19 protein-coding genes and 2 pseudogenes are annotated in these 16,119 nt (G+C 38.5%); 14 read left to right on the top strand and 7 right to left on the bottom strand.

All coding sequences use genetic code 11. The features are described from left to right. The 12 genes and pseudogenes from A6E03_RS09945 to A6E03_RS10000 form a co-directional block, all read left to right on the top strand. Positions 1-639, top strand: a pseudogene (locus A6E03_RS09945) (hypothetical protein); the annotation flags it as partial. Further along, complete coding sequence (locus A6E03_RS09950; RefSeq protein ID WP_065600774.1) at positions 639-2,279, top strand: hypothetical protein; 1,641 nt, start codon at positions 639-641, stop codon at positions 2,277-2,279. The pseudogene A6E03_RS09945 and the gene A6E03_RS09950, both read left to right, overlap by 1 nt. Then, on the top strand, positions 2,164-2,988 hold the full coding sequence (locus A6E03_RS09955) for a hypothetical protein (RefSeq protein ID WP_141677254.1): 825 nt from the start codon (positions 2,164-2,166) through the stop codon (positions 2,986-2,988). The genes A6E03_RS09950 and A6E03_RS09955 overlap by 116 nt, the downstream gene beginning before the upstream one ends. Positions 2,989-3,196: 208 nt before the next feature. Then, positions 3,197-3,841 (top strand): PepSY-associated TM helix domain-containing protein, encoded by a 645-nt coding sequence (locus A6E03_RS09960; protein WP_065600775.1) that lies wholly within the window; start codon positions 3,197-3,199, stop codon positions 3,839-3,841. Between the two features lie 75 nt (positions 3,842-3,916). Continuing rightward, a complete protein-coding gene (locus A6E03_RS09965) occupies positions 3,917-4,399 on the top strand; it encodes a DUF2271 domain-containing protein (RefSeq protein WP_255310628.1) in 483 nt (160 codons plus the stop codon). 50 nt (positions 4,400-4,449) lie between these two features. Then, the gene (locus A6E03_RS09970; protein ID WP_141677257.1) at positions 4,450-5,280 is read left to right on the top strand and encodes a DUF4198 domain-containing protein; all 831 of its coding nucleotides are present in this window, start codon (positions 4,450-4,452) and stop codon (positions 5,278-5,280) included. A gap of 57 nt (positions 5,281-5,337) precedes the next feature. Beyond that, positions 5,338-5,655 carry a hypothetical protein gene (locus A6E03_RS09975; protein WP_017021649.1) on the top strand — a complete coding sequence of 106 codons (318 nt, stop codon included), beginning with the start codon at positions 5,338-5,340 and terminating at the stop codon, positions 5,653-5,655. After that, the gene (locus A6E03_RS09980) at positions 5,652-6,215 is read left to right on the top strand and encodes a hypothetical protein (RefSeq protein ID WP_065600778.1); all 564 of its coding nucleotides are present in this window, start codon (positions 5,652-5,654) and stop codon (positions 6,213-6,215) included. The genes A6E03_RS09975 and A6E03_RS09980 overlap by 4 nt, the downstream gene beginning before the upstream one ends. Before the next feature lie 25 nt (positions 6,216-6,240). After that, positions 6,241-7,161 (top strand): metal ABC transporter solute-binding protein, Zn/Mn family, encoded by a 921-nt coding sequence (locus A6E03_RS09985; RefSeq protein WP_176703468.1) that lies wholly within the window; start codon positions 6,241-6,243, stop codon positions 7,159-7,161. Then, positions 7,161-7,925 carry a metal ABC transporter ATP-binding protein gene (locus A6E03_RS09990; protein ID WP_012551535.1) on the top strand — a complete coding sequence of 255 codons (765 nt, stop codon included), beginning with the start codon at positions 7,161-7,163 and terminating at the stop codon, positions 7,923-7,925. The genes A6E03_RS09985 and A6E03_RS09990 overlap by 1 nt, the downstream gene beginning before the upstream one ends. Next, positions 7,925-8,800, top strand: coding sequence for a metal ABC transporter permease (locus tag A6E03_RS09995; RefSeq protein ID WP_045104276.1), 876 nt, complete (start codon positions 7,925-7,927; stop codon positions 8,798-8,800). Before A6E03_RS09990 ends, A6E03_RS09995 begins: the two co-directional genes overlap by 1 nt. 52 nt (positions 8,801-8,852) lie before the next feature. Further along, the gene (locus tag A6E03_RS10000; protein WP_065600780.1) at positions 8,853-9,737 is read left to right on the top strand and encodes a metal ABC transporter solute-binding protein, Zn/Mn family; all 885 of its coding nucleotides are present in this window, start codon (positions 8,853-8,855) and stop codon (positions 9,735-9,737) included. A 119-nt stretch (positions 9,738-9,856) separates the two neighbouring features. Here A6E03_RS10000 and A6E03_RS10005 read toward each other — a convergent pair whose 3' ends face one another. The 7 genes from A6E03_RS10005 to A6E03_RS10035 form a co-directional block, all read right to left on the bottom strand. Beyond that, a complete protein-coding gene (locus tag A6E03_RS10005) occupies positions 9,857-10,336 on the bottom strand; it encodes a transcriptional regulator (RefSeq protein ID WP_065600781.1) in 480 nt (159 codons plus the stop codon). Beyond that, entirely contained in the window at positions 10,336-11,268 is a 933-nt protein-coding gene (locus A6E03_RS10010) for an ABC transporter ATP-binding protein (protein ID WP_065600782.1), read from the bottom strand. The genes A6E03_RS10005 and A6E03_RS10010 overlap by 1 nt, the downstream gene beginning before the upstream one ends. Further along, on the bottom strand, positions 11,268-12,122 hold the full coding sequence (locus A6E03_RS10015; protein WP_065600783.1) for an ABC transporter ATP-binding protein: 855 nt from the start codon (positions 12,120-12,122) through the stop codon (positions 11,268-11,270). The genes A6E03_RS10010 and A6E03_RS10015 overlap by 1 nt, the downstream gene beginning before the upstream one ends. A gap of 233 nt (positions 12,123-12,355) precedes the next feature. Next, positions 12,356-12,754 (bottom strand): CBS domain-containing protein, encoded by a 399-nt coding sequence (locus A6E03_RS10020; protein WP_065600784.1) that lies wholly within the window; start codon positions 12,752-12,754, stop codon positions 12,356-12,358. After that, on the bottom strand, positions 12,751-13,101 hold the full coding sequence (locus tag A6E03_RS10025) for a P-II family nitrogen regulator (RefSeq protein ID WP_065592704.1): 351 nt from the start codon (positions 13,099-13,101) through the stop codon (positions 12,751-12,753). Before A6E03_RS10025 ends, A6E03_RS10020 begins: the two co-directional genes overlap by 4 nt. Before the next feature lie 23 nt (positions 13,102-13,124). Beyond that, on the bottom strand, positions 13,125-13,916 hold the full coding sequence (locus tag A6E03_RS10030; protein ID WP_065600785.1) for a DUF1538 domain-containing protein: 792 nt from the start codon (positions 13,914-13,916) through the stop codon (positions 13,125-13,127). Further along, the gene (locus A6E03_RS10035) at positions 13,913-14,647 is read right to left on the bottom strand and encodes a DUF1538 domain-containing protein (RefSeq protein ID WP_065592706.1); all 735 of its coding nucleotides are present in this window, start codon (positions 14,645-14,647) and stop codon (positions 13,913-13,915) included. Before A6E03_RS10035 ends, A6E03_RS10030 begins: the two co-directional genes overlap by 4 nt. A gap of 366 nt (positions 14,648-15,013) precedes the next feature. Here A6E03_RS10035 and A6E03_RS10040 point away from each other — a divergent pair. Continuing rightward, positions 15,014-15,532 (top strand): annotated as a pseudogene (locus A6E03_RS10040) (Hcp family type VI secretion system effector). Positions 15,533-15,690: 158 nt separating this feature from the next. After that, positions 15,691-16,119: contractile injection system protein, VgrG/Pvc8 family (locus A6E03_RS10045; protein WP_255310627.1), on the top strand; the 429-nt coding region annotated here is incomplete at its 3' end.

The raw sequence follows: 16,119 nt of genomic DNA on the forward strand, positions 1-16,119 counted from the left end.
CCAGAACCAGAACCAGAACCGAGATCAGAACAAATAGAAAAATTTGAAAAACAAAAACCTACCTTGCCTAAATATTCACCAAATATAAAATCCCCGACTAAATTAGGGCATCCATTAGATGGCAGCACTAAATTAGTTTTTATGCTTGGCGAGGATTCTCAAGGGAAATATTTGTATGGTGAAGGTCCTATAACACAAGGTGCTTTCAAAAAGTTTAAACGATATATTGATCATTATGAAAATAAAGGGGTTTATTTAAATCGTTTGATGTTACATAGCCCTGGTGGGTTGGTAAATGAGGGCCTAATGATAGGAGAGTATATACAAGAAAATCAATGGACAACTGATGCCGATAAATATATGAAGTGCTATTCATCTTGTGGGTTTATCTATGCATCAGGTGTATATAAAAGAATTCAAAATGGTGCTGAAATAGGTTTTCATCGACCTTATATACCATCAAAACCTGATACTCCAGAATTTATTGATAGAGTTTATAATGATTATAAACCATATTGGTCATATATTGATGGTTCCTCTGAGTTATATAATAAGTTTATGCAAAGTTATGGGCGTAATGATATGTACATATTAGATGATCAAACTATCTCTAAGCATATGAAAGTAGAAGAATATTAATGAATTATTTCAACTGTGTAGCAAAGTTTTTTTATTGGTTTAATAACATTAAGTTCAAATCATTAAAGTTGGCGACATTCGTACTAATGATATTGATCATAACCTTTAATGTTAAAGGTTATAATATATTATTTGAAGATAAACCATTATTTTCAACCTTTGATGTTTCTCCTTTTGGATTATTATTAGCAGTAACAGAGTGGGCGGTTTTATTATGGACAACAAATGTAATAAAAAATTGGCCAAGTACTAGTCGAATATTAAAAAGCTTATTGATTGTTGTAGTCATTTGTTTTGGGTTTTTAAGTTATTCTGGTATTAATAGCTATTTAAGTACCCTAGCAACATCCGATATTAGAAAAGTGCAAGAAGTAAAAAATAAAAAGAGAAATAATGAAGAATTAATTCAATCTTTCCGTTTTCAAGAAAGTGAAATAAGAAAAGAACTTAATGTTATCCGCCCTGAAAGAGAAGTATTAACTGATAAGGTATCACTCATTAATACTCAAATTGAAAGTATTAATAAACAGGCTAGTGATCGACGATTAAAAGCTATTGACTGTATGTCATCACCTGACTGTGCATCTTCTGTTATTGGGTTTGATAAACAATCGAAGCGTTTATCTGCTGAATTACCGGATTTATACAATAGTCGAAATCGTATAAGTGATCGGATCATAAAACTAGAAGATGAGCTAGATTTAGTAACAGCAGAGATTCAAAAACAAAAAAGAGCTGATATTTTAAGTATTAATAAGCATGCGGGGACTGAAACAGACTTTCAGATGAAAAAGAGATCTTATGAATCTCTCATTTTAACAGTGACGGCATGGTTTAACTTTGTGCCTCAGGATCCATTCTCTGTATTTGTTAGTTTTATTTCATTTTTAATATATCCCGTTTATTTTATGCTGAATTTATTAACATCATTAAATTCAGAAGAAAATCTAGTTGTTAGAAATGAACGTAAATTGAATAATAAAAAGAAATTTGAACTAAAGAAAGATCGTAAATCAATTAGAATTATGATTTTAAAAGAAATTGCACACTACTTTAAATTAATGTTGTTAAGAAAGAAAAAATCTACTCTCATTAATTTAAAAGATAAAGCTAATAAAAATAGTAAGCGTAAATCTCAACGAACAGAGCTCTATAGAAAATGTATTCGATATTTTCGAGTTTGGGCACACCGTAGAACAAAAGTCCTTGAAGTACCACTTGAGATAATTAAGGAAATTGAAGTTGTAGTCGAACGGGAAGTTGACAAAATAATTGAAGTACAAGTTGAAGTTGAAAAAGAAGTTGAAGTTATTAAAGAGATTATTGTAGAAAAAGAAATTGAAATAGTAAGAGAAGTAGATCGAATAGTTGAAGTACCGACAGAAGTTGAAGTTTTAATCGAAAAAACAATAGTAAAAATCGTTGAAGTACCTTATTTCATTAAAGATCCACAAGTAGTTATCCATGAACGAATTATACCTGTACCTGAGAATGTGACAGGTGCAGAATTAGAGGAAATATTGAATGCGCAGCCTGAACTTAACACAGATGCACGAAGCGAGGAGGAAAGATTTAATAAATCAGGCGAAGGAGAAAGATACTCAGAATCAGAACAAGAGAAGGAAAGAGCAAGAACGTAAAGATAAAGAAGAGAGTGGTCGCTACCAATCTGAAGAAACAAGAATAAAAATAGTCGAAGAGCAAAAGCTGCAAGAAACGATACAGCAAAATGAAATGATGGCTCTTAGAGCCAAAATTGAATTAGAGAATGAAGAACAGCGAGCTATTATTCAACGTCAGAAAGAAGAATTAGAAGCTGAAAAAATAAGTAATGCTACAAAATTAGAGTTAACGAAACAGGAACTTGAACATCAACAGTTACAGGATGAGGCGATAAATAAAGCTATAGATACTCAAGCGAGAAAAGATGCTCAAGAGGATAATTCCAACTTAAAAAAAATAGAAAAACAAAGATTAATGAGAGAAGAGGAAAGTAATCAAGCCAGAGATAGGCATCGCCGTTTTATGGGATGGTTGAAAGCTATTTTATTCGTAATATTGATTATCTTTCTAATTGTTGCTGCAATTATCGGTCTCTACCGTTTGTATCGTTGGACTGTAGAAGAGCCCCTTATAAAGGAGATCGATAAGATTGTTGAAGTTGAGAGAATTGTTGAGAAAGAAGTTGAAATTGAAAAAATTGTCGAGAAAGAAGTAATACCTGAAGAATGTACGCAGATCCGCCGTAATGGGAAGATTTATGTTAGCTGTGATGGAGTTAGTGTTGATGGAGCACCAACGATCAGTGATAGTGGAGTTGGAGAGATACCCGATTTAGTTACAGAGTAAAATTGTAATTTTATAATTTGTAGCGACGATTCTTTATCTTATTTTGGATTCGTCGCTTTAGACCCTGTAAATAATCCTGTGTAATTATTAGTCATAGCTCTACTAAGCGTAAAGAATCCCCAAACGTAAACAATGTAAATTGAATGTCAACGCAAATCATTATCAATTACATTACCATCCATTGTTCTTAAATGATCCTGTCTTATTCATGTTGCTGAAAAATAAACAAGTACAATTGTGGGCGCGTCGCTTACATGTCTATGTATCAATGGCGCTTCTACTCGTTGTCTTATTTTTCTCGATCACCGGGATCACGCTAAATCGTCCTGATTGGTTTGTTAGCAGCTCTCCAGACATCAAAAACACCACTCTTTCTGTTCCTAACAGAGTGCTTTTTTCTCAAGATGAAAAACAACACATCCTTTGGAATAAACCAAATACCGCTGCTTTGCTTGATTACTTAAATCAACACACCGATCTCTCTGGAACGCCTTCTAATGTTGATGTTTTTACCGACGTTGAAGACGGTGAATTAGTCGAGGGTGAATTGTCATTAAATTATAAAGGCCCCGGTTATAACGCGTCTGTTTATATCGATTTAACGACAGGCATGGCAGATATCGAAAGCTCAAACTATGGCGTTGTTACGTTATTAAATGATTTACATAAAGGACGAAACAGCGGTGAAGTTTGGAAAGCATTCATTGATATTACCGCGCTATTAATGATCTTTTTTGTATTAACAGGTGTGTGCTTAATTTTACCGAAAAAAAGAACACTGATGACATCAATGAAGTGGATGGCATTTGGCTCATCAATCACGCTTGCATTGTATTTTATTGCCGTACCTTAACCCTTTTAATCTTGTATCCATAAGGACATCACAATGGCTTCACTCTCTACCTATTTACGTCATTCAATTGCTGCAATGGTATTAACAACGCCTCTTTTTGTTAATTCAGCGGCTATTTCTGAGAGTGCAAAAGTCGATGTTGCTTTTGAGCTTCCAACGATTACGACCACCATGTATGCACGCCCTTATGTAGCGGTATGGATTGAAAACAGCGAACGTAAGTCAGTAAAAACGATTGAGCTGTGGGTAGGTAAAGATGAGTGGCTAAAAGATTTAAGAAGTTGGTGGCGTAAAGTCGGTCGTTACGATCGTGAATTAGTTGATGCTGTTACTGCTGCAACACGACCAGCTGGTAAATACAAATTCAGTTGGGATGGTAAAGATGACTCAGGTCAGGCGCTACCACAAGGGGATTATACGTTACATATCGAAGTGGTTCGCGAGCATGGTGGCCGTAACTATTTACGTCAAAAAATGACGTTAGCGAATAGTGATATGACTTACCGATTAAAGCCAACAGAAGAGACTGGCGAAATCACCATTCATTATAAAAAATAATTTAGATGTCTATTTATCAGGGAATTAAACACATTATGAAAACAACATTAATGAACAGTAAGTTCAAAGCGGCAGTATTAACCGGCGTGATGGCTGCAGGTTTATTGGCTGCAACGACGGCTAACGCACACCCTCGTTGGGTTTTACCTTCTCATTTTACCGTATCTAAAGAAGGTGGTGATTGGCTTACGTTTGATGTTACAGCGTCACACGGTACGTTTGTATTTGATAAGCCAGCGGGCAGTGATCAAGCACAAGTAGTGATGCCTGATGGCCGTACAGAGCGTCCAAACTTTGTTGTTAAAGGCAAACGCCGTTCAATGTTTGATTTCTATTTTGAAGAAGAAGGCACACATAAAGTTCGTATCAATAATGAACCTACTTACTACACCCAATATAAAGCGGGTCGTCGTGATACGGTGAAATGGATTAAAGCGACCAAAGCCGACCGTGATTTAGTGCTTCCAGAAAAAGTGCGAGATGTGGTAAGCCAAGTGAGTTTCACTCGTGCTGAAAGTTACGTGACAGTGGGTAAGCCAACAACAGAAGCGATGAAGCTTGATAATACGCTGTTAGAGCTTAAACCATTAACTCACCCATCAGATATTCTTGAAGGTGAGCCAGTTACTTTTCAGTTCTTTTTTAATGGTAAACCTCAAGCGGGTGTAACGGCTGATATTACTCGTGAAGGGACGCTATATCGTAATCATCAAGAACAAATTGACGTAGTGAGTGATAAAGACGGAAAGATCACCTTTACTCCTGAAACCGCGGGTCGTTACCTGATGAAATCAAATTACAAAGGTGAGCTGAAAGACCACCCACTTGCAGAACAAGCAAGCGTAAATGTTCACTTAACGTTTGAAGCTCTACTTCAATAATGTAGTTAGCACCACTTTCCATAAAGGTTTGTGGTGCTTTTTTATCGAGATTTATCCATGACTAAAGTAAACCTGAAAACCCTTTTTGTTTCTTCTCTTCTTTTTTCTTCTGCGAGTTTTGCTCATTTTCCATTAATGAGCTGTTGGTTTGAATCGGATTTAGTATTGTGTGAAACAGGCTACAGTGATGGCAGTAAAGCCGTTGATTACGACGTAAATATGTATGATTACGATGATAATCTGATTGCAAAAGTCACCACTGATAAACGCTCAATTGCGGAATTTACGAATCCTGAAACAGATTTTTATTTGGTGTTTGATTCAGGACACGAAAGCCCAGTGGAAGTCGATGTTGTCGAGATCTCAGAGAAATGATCATTCAATCAGTCACTCCAGATAATGGAAGCGCAGAAGGAAAATGGATAGCACTCATTATTGGGTGCATTTTGCTTATTGCCGTGGTCGCATTGCCATATCATCAATCGAACGATGAGGGCGTAAAGCTTGAATCACACCAAGTGCTTATTACCGATTTGACACAAGACGATTTAGCCATGATCGCGGAATTACGTTTAGCCTATGAAGAAATCTATGATATTCAGGCGGAATCGACAGAAGATAATTCATGGCCAGAGATTGCTTACCTAGCGGATGAGTGGTTGCCTCCTTTTGTGCAAGACCAAAGTTGGGAGCGCCGCGGAATGCACCAATGGCAGCATTTAGGTTCTGGAGTTTATCTGGGTTTAAAAGTGAAAAAAGAAGGCGCTGCGTCATTCATTTTTAATGTGAAAGGCGATGATATTGAGCTTTGGCTAAATTCTGAATTGATGTTGACGACCATCTCTCCTGCTCCAATCTCTTGGAATGAAAGCGAACTCATTCAACAGCACTGGATGCAAGTAGTCTTTCCTGCTCATGACACTCATTTAAATTGATACCAATAAAAGATAAATAATAATGATGAAATCTATTTTATACGTACGTTCTTTTGTTCTGCTTAGCTTACTCTCTTTGTTTTCTGAGTCGGCGATATCGGCAACAAAACCTTTGGTGATTGGCATTACCTTACAACCTTACTACAGCTATGTGAAAGCAGTGGTAGGTGATAAAGCAGAAATTCTTCCTTTGGTTGATGCAGGGTTTAATCCCCACAATTATTTACCCCAACCAAACGATTTAAAACGTTTAAATAAAATGGATGTGATTGTTGTTAATGGCATTGGTCATGATGACTTTGCGTTAAAAGTAATTTCGGCAGCAAACAACAGCGAATTAATGGTATTAGAAGCCAATAAAGACGTTCCGTTGTTGCCAGCAATGGGGCAATCGGTAGGTAAAGGGGCGGTGAATCCACATACGTTTGTTGGTCTATCTACAACAATTCAAAAGGTTTATACCATTGCCAATGAGCTATCTCGAATTGATCCTGAAAATGCCTCGTTCTACCGTAAAAATGCGCGTAAATACGCGAAAAAATTCCGATTAATGAAGCGTGATGCCATGCTCTCTCTGGGTGAATTAGACACTGCAGGAATGAAGGTAGCAACAACGCACAATGCGTATGGTTATATTCTTCAAGAGTTTGGTGTGGATGTGGCTGCTGTCATTGAACCCGCTCACGGTGTAGAACCAAGTGCGAGTCAACTGCAAGGGACGATTGAAAAGATCCGTGAATCCGACATTGATGTTTTATTTTATGAATTGAACATGCCAAACCGTTTTGTCGACACGATTGAAGAGGCGACTGGTGTTCAGCTGTATCGTTTCTCACACATGACGCATGGCCCTTATGAAGACAATAAAGTTGAAATTGAAATGAAATCAAATTTAGACACCTTAATCGAAGCCATGAAATTTGCCGCTGATAAGGATGCTAAATAATGTCAGGACCAGCAATTTCGTTAACCAATGTTGGACTAACTTACGGTGAAAACACCATTTTAGAAGGCGTTAATCAACGCTTTGAAGCCGGTCAATGCCATGTGGTTATGGGGCCTAATGGCGGAGGTAAAACCTCGTTATTGCGTTCAATTTTAGGATTAACCGCGTTTCAAGGGGAAATTAATATTGAGTGGCCAGAGCAGAAAGGCGTGATTGGTTATGTACCACAAAAAGCCGTCTTTGAATCTAGCCTGCCGCTAACCGTGAAAGATTTTATTTTATTGAATCAAACGCGAGTGCCTCTGTTTTTAAGCGCGTTATGGCGTAAGAAAAGCAGCCAAGAAGCATTTGCAATGGCGCAGTTAGAGCGTGTTGGGATGTCTAACCGTGCCGATCGTCGCATGGGGCAGCTTTCAGGTGGGGAGCAACAGCGCGTGTTATTCGCTCAAGCGCTATTGGATAACCCTGATCTACTCGTTCTTGATGAACCAACAACAGGAATGGATGAGCACGGAGTTCGTTATCTTGAATCCTTAATGCATGAATTTATCGCGCAAGGGAAAACCGTATTAGCCGTTCACCACGATGTGACCGCTGTTCGCCGTCTTAAAGCACATGTTCATGTTATCAATCGTAATTTGGTTGATTCTGGTTGTTATTCTGAGGTATTAAAGCCTGAGAAAATTGAGCGGTTATTCAATCATTATACGGGTGCAAGTGCTCAGTACGATGCATCAAAAACCAACAATGGAGAGGCTGCGTAATGGAACTGTTTCGTCAGTGGGCGTTATATGGCGTCGAGCAAGGTTTCTTAAGTGACAGTTTTTCGTATGCCTTTATGGTTAATGCTATTGTTGCCGCCATCCTCTTAGGGCCATTGTTAGGTGGCTTAGGGACGTTAGTGATTGCAAAGCGTTTGGCCTTTTTCTCTGAAGCAGTTGGACACGCTGCCTTAACGGGTATCGCGTTAGGTGTGTTATTGGGTGAGCCCGCAGAGAACCCAATCATCGGCTTATTTAGTTTCTGTATGATCTTTGCTTTGTTACTGCATTTTGTAAGAAACCGAACTAATGTGCCTTATGATACGTTAGTTGGGGTTTTCCTTGCCTTGGCATTGGCTGTGGGTGCTGCATTACTGATGTACGTAGCACGTAAAATTAATATTCACATGCTAGAGAACGTATTGTTTGGTTCTATCTTAACGGTTACGGACCAAGACATTGCGATTCTAGCAGGCAGTTGCTTATTGATTGTGGTGGTATTAATTCCGACGTTTAATCGTATTTTATTAACTTGTATTAGCCCTGATATTGCCAGAGTTCGGGGTTACAAAACCAATTTTTATGACTACCTGTTTGTGATGATGATTACCCTTGTGACGATTGCATCGGTAAAAATTGTCGGTGCGGTTTTAGTTGGTGCACTATTACTCATACCTGGTGCGACGGCTCGATTGTTAACTAAGAACATGGGCAGTTTTGTCTTGATGTCTGCGCTATTAGCGACAATATCGTGCTTGATTGGCACCGTATTACCGATGGAATTAGAAATGCCAGTGCCTTCTGGGGCTGCGATTATTATTGTTTCAGCTTTCTTCTTTTTACTTGCGACCACCTACCGAATTATTCGTAAGAATTAACAGAGTAGACCTCAATAATAATCGAAGAATATGGGTATAGATAGGATAAGAAATGAAACAGAATTCAATGAAATGGATAGCGATTGCTAGTATATGTGTAGTATCACTATTTAGCATCAAAACAGTAATAGCGGCAGATGTATTAACGGCAACCCCTGTGACGTATATGCTATCAAGCGAGTTATTAAAAGAAACCTCATTAACGACAAAATATTTACCACCAAATCGTTATGGGATTGAGCGTTTACCCAATTGGTTTGCCAATAAAGGGGCTAAAACCGTTCAAGACTTGGCAAAAACAGCCCAAGTGGTTGTGACGATTGGGGCGGTATGGGCTGATGATCCTCTGTATGTGAACGCAAGATACAGCAATATTCAGATTATTGAGGTTGACGCCTCTCAAGCAATTACTCCTCGAGCACAAGGTGTGGCAGCATTACGTTTATCAGATGGAACGACCTCAAAATACGCATGGTTAAACCCAACAAACTTAATCAGAATGGTAGCGATTGTTAGTGATGATTTTCAACGTATTTGGCCTGATAAATCAGAGCAGATCCAAAAAAATCAAGAGCAGTTTATGTTGTCGGTACGTCAATTAATTAATCAACAACAAAAAGTGATTTTAGAGAATGATATCGACTCGGTTATTTTGTTGTCTGAGCAGTTAGAAGACTTTGCCTCAGGCAATCAATTGTTTGTGGTTGATCGTTTAACAAAACCAGCTCTTGAATGGACGGAAGATGATAAAGCACAGTTGAAAGACTTAATTGAAGAAGATGAGTCAGTTTGGATTATCACAACTCAAAAACCAAACAAGCAGATGCAAGCGTTGCTGCCAATGGAACGTGTATTAGTTGTTGATGCGGTTGATCGTTGGGGCAGAGCAGGAATAAACAGTAAAGCGCCATTACAGAGATGGCAATTAGCATTATAGCCTGATCTAAATTTGGCTAGTTTACTCTAAACAGAAAAGCAGTAGGGGCTTATTGTTACGATCTAGCACCTACTGCTTTTTTTATGGTTTTATTATGGTCATTTTATAAGGTAATACATTTAATGGGGGGACATTAAATTTGGAGTGTTACTGCTATTTAACGATTCATTCCAAGAAAGGCTTGCCATTAATTTAACGTGTATTTCAATGAGTGAATGGGCTTTTTTATTCCATGTGGATTGATCTTGTTGTTGATTACAAAACTCCAAACTGAGTACGGTCAGATGTTGTAATCGTTTTAAGCACCAATCTTTAATATCAATATCCGTTGCAGAGTTAAAGGCGGCCACTTCTAACTTTGCACTGGCGTATTGTAATGTTTGGTATGCTTTTTTCGTATTATGATACTTAGTGTGCTCAAACACTCTTAAACACCCATCTAACCAACAGGCTATTGCTTTACTTTGATCATCTGTCAATGTTGGTCCCCACACCGAATTAGGTGCAGAATATAAGAGTGTTTCAAGCGTTTCTATTTGGTCATATTGCTTTGCTTCATACCAATTAGAAATTGAAACTAACCAAGTATCTAATGTCATTATGCTGCCTCATCCCAATGTTTAACAAAATGGTTATCGCCGACCTGTTTACACCCTTCTATTACAATACTGCTGCGTTTTCTAATTTCATCAGCGTCTATAGAATAGTTTGGTTCACTTTCGATTAAATTGCCAAACGGTAAATCAGGATCAGGCACTGCTGAGATTAATAGCTTGGTGTAAGGGTGCTGAGGGTTACGTAAAATTGAGCGAGTGTCTCCCCATTCTACAATTTGGCCTTTGTACATCACGGCGGTTTCTTCGGCGATATAATGAGCAGTAGCGAGATCATGTGTGATATACAAAAAGCCAATGCCGAGTTCTTTTTTCATGTTCTGCATTAGGTTAAGAACGCCTAATCGAATCGATACATCAAGCATCGAGGTAGGCTCGTCAGCTAGAATGATCTTCGAACCAACCGCTAAAGCGCGGGCAAGATTGACTCTTTGACGCTGACCACCGCTGAGTTCATGAGGAAATTTCGCTAAAGTGTCGTGATCCAATTCAACCAAATCTAATAATTCAAGTAGGCGTGCAGGTATGTCTTTATCATTCGTTATTTGTTTATGAATTTTAAGTGGTCGAGTTAAATGATGTGCAATGGTATGCGTTGGGTTTAGTGAACCAAATGGGTCTTGAAATATCATTTGTACTTGGCTGCGATACTTCAAGATCTCTTTTGATGATGTTATCTCATTGATATTTTTTCCATCAAACAGAATTTCCCCGTTCGTCGCAGGGTAAACCTTAGTAATTAAGCGAGCACAGGTACTTTTGCCACAACCAGATTCTCCAACCAGGGCTAAGGTGCGACCTGCATAGAGATCAAAACTGATCCCTTGTAATGCTTTAAAGGTATCTTCCTTTGCGAAGCCGCCACCAACAGTAAATTCTTTAACGATGTTCTTAACTTGAATAAGAGGCTTATCCATTATAAAACGCCTTCTAATGTTGGGGATTGACGTCTTTCTTCATGAATATTTGGGAATGAAGCCCATAATTTCTGAGTGTAAGGGTGCTGTGGGTTATTTCTAATTTCTGATGATGTACCAACTTCAACAATTTCCCCGTATCGCATAATCGCAATACGATCACAAAGCTGACTCATTAGCGCCAAATCATGGGTAATAAATAAGACTGAGAAGCCAAATTCTTGCTTTAATTGATAGATTTGTTGCAAGATTTCTCGTTGGACAACCACATCGAGAGCGGTTGTTGGTTCGTCCATTATGATCAGTTTTGGGCTTAGAGAAAGTGCAATGGCAATGACTAGACGCTGCCTCATCCCTCCACTAAATTGGTGGGGATAATCGGCTAAGCGTTCACGAGGGATATTAACTAAATCCAATAGTTTCTCTGCTCTGTCTTTCGCTTGTTCGTTTGTCATGCCCTTGTGGTGGCGTAATACATCAGCAAATTGTTCCTGAATAGGAAGAACAGGATTCAGTGAGTTCATGGCACTTTGAAAAACCATTGCTATCTCACTCCATCGGATTGCATTTAATTGTCCATCAGATAATCGGAGTAAGTCTTTATCTTGAAATAAAATACTCCCTCCAGAAATAAATGCCGGTGGCTTATGAAGACGGTTAATAGCAAAGGCAATGGTACTTTTCCCACAACCAGATTCTCCCGCAAGACCAAATATTTCTCCTTTACCGACATCAAAGCTGACGGATTTCACGGCATTGAAATCACCATTATCAGTGATGTAATCAACACAGAGTTCTTTTATTTGAATTAACGGATCAGGGTGAGAGCCGTTAGTGATGTTTATATTACTCATGTAGTCACTCGTTAAAACCTAAAAGATAATAATTATCATTAGTATTAGCATGCGCTCTTTAGGTAAGAAAGGGGGCTAAGGTTAATTAGTGAAGTGACTCGAAGTATGAATGCAATTTGTTGCTTGTTACAATTGGAGTTGTCGATGGTGTTATGTATATGTAGGGGGAATAGGGTATTGGGTGTGGTGGCTTTATAGATATTAAATCGTCAAACCACCAAAGTAATTGTGTATTAGGGGCTTACGCCAGCCATCCCATTCAAAACAATGTTGTTATAACTGACCATTCCAACTATCTGACCATTTTTAATGACAGGTGCTCTGCTTATCCCAAAGCGTTCGAATAATCGCGCACAGTACTTTACGTTCATATCAGGAGAGACAGAAAGCGCAGGCTTTGTCATGATCTCATAAATATTCGTTCTCTCTGTTGGACGGTTTTGTGCGAGTACTTTTTTAGCAATATCATTCATTAGGACAATGCCGTATTCATCATCATCATGGCGTTTTTTTACAATCAGTGCTTTTACTTGTTTCTGCTTAGCTAATTGAATTCCTTCGGTTACCGTCATTAAGCCATCAACCATGACGTAGGTATTCGACATAACGTTTTCTACTTTAATCGTATTCATAGTTTTTCCTCTACGACCTTGGTTAATGTCTCAACTTGATGTGCCACTCCTACTGCATCTTCAATATCTATTTGAATGGCAATTCCTTGGCCTGATTCAGTATCAAATTCTCCTACCTCGTTAATTTTTTCTAAAATAGACCGAGCAAGGTGTTCTTCAACCACGAATAATAAAACATCTTTTTGAACCTCAAGAGTAAGCCCGAAAAAGGTTGTTTTCTTATTTAAGCCTTCACCGCGAGCATGATTAATCACGGTTGCTCCTGTTGCTCCTGCATTACGCGCAGCATCGAGAACCGCATCGGTTTTGGCTTCTTCTACAAAAGCGAGTAACAATTTAAAGCGCATCAGCTTTCTCCTAAATTAATCGATTAATTCGTATTTTCTTGAGATCTAGATTTTGTTTTGGCTCTATAAGCACTGATCTGAGCATAAGCCATAACAGAAATAATGGGGAATAAGCTGGCAAAGGCAATTAATCCAAAGCCATCAATCATTGGGTTTCGACCGGGAATAGTTGAAGCAAGCCCCAACCCTAGTGCGGTTACCAAAGGTACGGTGACCGTTGAGGTTGTTACACCACCAGAATCGTAAGCCAATGGAATGATCATTTTAGGGGCATAGAAGGTTTGAATAACCACAATGACATAGCCCACCATGATGTAATAATGAATGGGATCACCAACCACAATTCGATAACTTCCTAGCGAGATACCAAAGGCAACACCTAAAGCAACGGCTATTCGTAATCCATTAATACTGATACTGCCACCAGAAACCGCATTGGCTTTTATCGCCACAGCAATGAGTGATGGCTCAGCAATAGTGGTACTAAAACCAATCGTCGCCGCAAAAATATAGACCCAATAGTAGTCGACCCAATCAAAGGTTTGGATTAATAAGTCTTTTCCTTCATAGATAAAATCAGGCGCGGTTAATTGCGCAGCCATCGATTCACCGAGTGGAAACAACGCGAGTTCTAATCCCATTAAAAATAGGGACAATCCTAAAATTACGTAGAAAAACCCTAGAATGACTTTAGGTAAATTGGCTATTGGTTTTTTTAATACCGCAAATTGGAAACCAAAAATAATAACGACAATCGGTAATACATCACGAATGGTTGATAAGAAGGTTTCAAAAAATAGAGTTAGACTGTTCATGCTAATACCATCCCATAGAGCATGACAAAAATCATCGGAAGGAGGGAGGCGAAGGCGATTAAACCAAAACCATCAAGCATAGGATTTCGCCCTTTAATGGTAGAAGCAAGACCGACACCAAGAGCGGTAACTAAGGGAACGGTAATGGTAGATGTCGTCACGCCTCCAGAATCATAAGCAATACCAATAATGTTTTCGGGTGCGAACCATGTAAGAGCGACCACCGTAATATAACCACTGATGATCATGATATGGATTGGCCAACCTTTTAAAATACGTAACACCCCAATCACAATGGCAAAACCAACAGAGAGTGCGACGGTCAAACGTAGCCCGTTGGCATAATCATCCATATCGTTTTCTGTATGTGGGATCATTCCTCCTTCGGCGGCGACTTCAGCAGCTTCTGCCGCTACCGCTGTGAGTGCAGGCTCCGCAATAGTCGTTCCAAAACCCAAACAAAAAGAGAAAAGTAATAACCAAGCCACGCTACCTTTTCTGGCAAAGGCTTGTGCCATCGACTCGCCAATAGGGAATAACCCCATTTCTAAACCAAAGATAAAAAAGGTCAGACCCAATACCACAAGTAGCAAGCCAAAGAGAATAGAACCAAGGTTTGGAAGGGGCTCTTGTAGTACGACCAATTGAAAGAAAGCGATAACAAGAATAATAGGCAGGAGATCGCGAAAACTTCCAAGCATGGCGATTAACATGGCTTTAATAGCGTTCACTTACTCTCCTCTCCGATTTTACTGTACGTACATTATTTATACTGTACGAATGGATGTAAGAGTGTGAGCAAAGGTTAGTTTTGGTTTATTCTCAGAGATAATGTTTCAAAATGTTAACTAGATAGTAAATGGATTCTTTTGCTATGTGGGTCGAAGATTTTCCTTTGCGTATATCGTTTAGTTTAAATTGGCATGTTATTTAGTTTGATTGTATTTTGAGATTCTTTGATTGGTTTTCAAACGATATTTTCTACAATTATATTTATAATTCTATTAACTTGTTGATTTTACTTTAATTAAAAATTGGCACGCCTTTAGCTATAGGAAAGGTGAACATTTATTAATTTTATTTAAAAGGAAGATAGTATGCCAACCCCAGCTTATATGCGCATCGAAGGCGAAAAACAAGGACTGATCACTGCAGGTACATTTACTGAAGATTCAGTAGGTAACATTTACCAAGAAGGTCATGAAGATGAAGTGCTTGTTCAAGGTTTTGAGCACCAAGTTTTATTACCTCGTGACCCACAATCTGGCCAACCTACAGGTCAACGTGTGCATAAGCCAGTACGTATTACTAAGGTATTCGATAAAGCATCACCGCTAATGTATAACGCATTAACGTCTGGTGAAAAATTACCAAAAGTTGAAATCAAATGGTACCGTACTTCTGCAACAGGTACCCAAGAGCATTATTTTACGACGGTTCTGCATGATGCGATTATCGTTGATATCACGGCATCAATGCCAAACTGTCAAGATCCAGCATAAGCGCATTTTACTCACTTAGAAGACGTATTTATGACATACCGTGCAATTGATTGGACGCATGAAGTCGCAGGTACATCAGGTAATGATGACTGGCGTACAGCAATGAAAGCGTAACCACTCGCATTTTCGGGAGAGTCATTATCATAAACAACCCTAGCTGTTTATGATGGCTCTCCCTTTTTGCGTTTTAGTTGTACTGACTTCATATAATTTAGTGATAGTGCTGTTGGTATATGAGTTGAATATACATTTGTGTTTCAGGAAGGATCATTATGCAGGATGCAAACCAAGCTCAGTTTGAAATTAATGTCGCCACGATAGATATGCCTTTACAAGTCTATGCGTTTTCTGGACAGGAGACATTAGGTGATGACTATGAATTTGATGTTACCTTTATTTGTGACGATCCTGAATTAGCATTAGGCGAGTGGCTTCAGTTACCGGTTTGTTTGACGCTTCATCATAAAAATGACCCCCACTCAGTACCTCGATATATACATGGCATTATTGAGTCTATAGAACAATTAGGATCTTCATTTCGCTATAGTACTTATAAACTAAGTTTTGTTCCTATTTTTTCCCTTCTTAATTATCGAACGAATTTTCAGATATTTCAGAATAAAACAGTCCCAGATATAATTAGTGAGATTTATCAGCAAGCTGGAATTTTAACAAATCATTTTGAAATCGAATTATTTAAC

The organism is Aliivibrio sp. 1S128 (assembly GCF_001691065.1).
Classification (GTDB): domain Bacteria; phylum Pseudomonadota; class Gammaproteobacteria; order Enterobacterales; family Vibrionaceae; genus Aliivibrio.

Excerpts from the sequence above, each read along its gene's own strand:
- A6E03_RS09950 (WP_065600774.1), top strand. The coding sequence starts at position 639 with ATGAATTATTTCAACTGTGTAGCAAAGTTTTTTTATTGGTTTAATAAC.
- A6E03_RS09955 (WP_141677254.1), top strand. The coding sequence starts at position 2,164 with ATGCGCAGCCTGAACTTAACACAGATGCACGAAGCGAGGAGGAAAGAT.
- A6E03_RS09960 (WP_065600775.1), top strand. The coding sequence starts at position 3,197 with ATGTTGCTGAAAAATAAACAAGTACAATTGTGGGCGCGTCGCTTACAT.
- A6E03_RS09965 (WP_255310628.1), top strand. The coding sequence starts at position 3,917 with ATGGTATTAACAACGCCTCTTTTTGTTAATTCAGCGGCTATTTCTGAG.
- A6E03_RS09970 (WP_141677257.1), top strand. The coding sequence starts at position 4,450 with ATGAACAGTAAGTTCAAAGCGGCAGTATTAACCGGCGTGATGGCTGCA.
- A6E03_RS09975 (WP_017021649.1), top strand. The coding sequence starts at position 5,338 with ATGACTAAAGTAAACCTGAAAACCCTTTTTGTTTCTTCTCTTCTTTTT.
- A6E03_RS09980 (WP_065600778.1), top strand. The coding sequence starts at position 5,652 with ATGATCATTCAATCAGTCACTCCAGATAATGGAAGCGCAGAAGGAAAA.
- A6E03_RS09985 (WP_176703468.1), top strand. The coding sequence starts at position 6,241 with ATGAAATCTATTTTATACGTACGTTCTTTTGTTCTGCTTAGCTTACTC.
- A6E03_RS09990 (WP_012551535.1), top strand. The coding sequence starts at position 7,161 with ATGTCAGGACCAGCAATTTCGTTAACCAATGTTGGACTAACTTACGGT.
- A6E03_RS09995 (WP_045104276.1), top strand. The coding sequence starts at position 7,925 with ATGGAACTGTTTCGTCAGTGGGCGTTATATGGCGTCGAGCAAGGTTTC.
- A6E03_RS10000 (WP_065600780.1), top strand. The coding sequence starts at position 8,853 with ATGAAACAGAATTCAATGAAATGGATAGCGATTGCTAGTATATGTGTA.
- A6E03_RS10005 (WP_065600781.1), bottom strand. The coding sequence starts at position 10,336 with ATGACATTAGATACTTGGTTAGTTTCAATTTCTAATTGGTATGAAGCA.
- A6E03_RS10010 (WP_065600782.1), bottom strand. The coding sequence starts at position 11,268 with ATGGATAAGCCTCTTATTCAAGTTAAGAACATCGTTAAAGAATTTACT.
- A6E03_RS10015 (WP_065600783.1), bottom strand. The coding sequence starts at position 12,122 with ATGAGTAATATAAACATCACTAACGGCTCTCACCCTGATCCGTTAATT.
- A6E03_RS10020 (WP_065600784.1), bottom strand. The coding sequence starts at position 12,754 with ATGAATACGATTAAAGTAGAAAACGTTATGTCGAATACCTACGTCATG.
- A6E03_RS10025 (WP_065592704.1), bottom strand. The coding sequence starts at position 13,101 with ATGCGCTTTAAATTGTTACTCGCTTTTGTAGAAGAAGCCAAAACCGAT.
- A6E03_RS10030 (WP_065600785.1), bottom strand. The coding sequence starts at position 13,916 with ATGAACAGTCTAACTCTATTTTTTGAAACCTTCTTATCAACCATTCGT.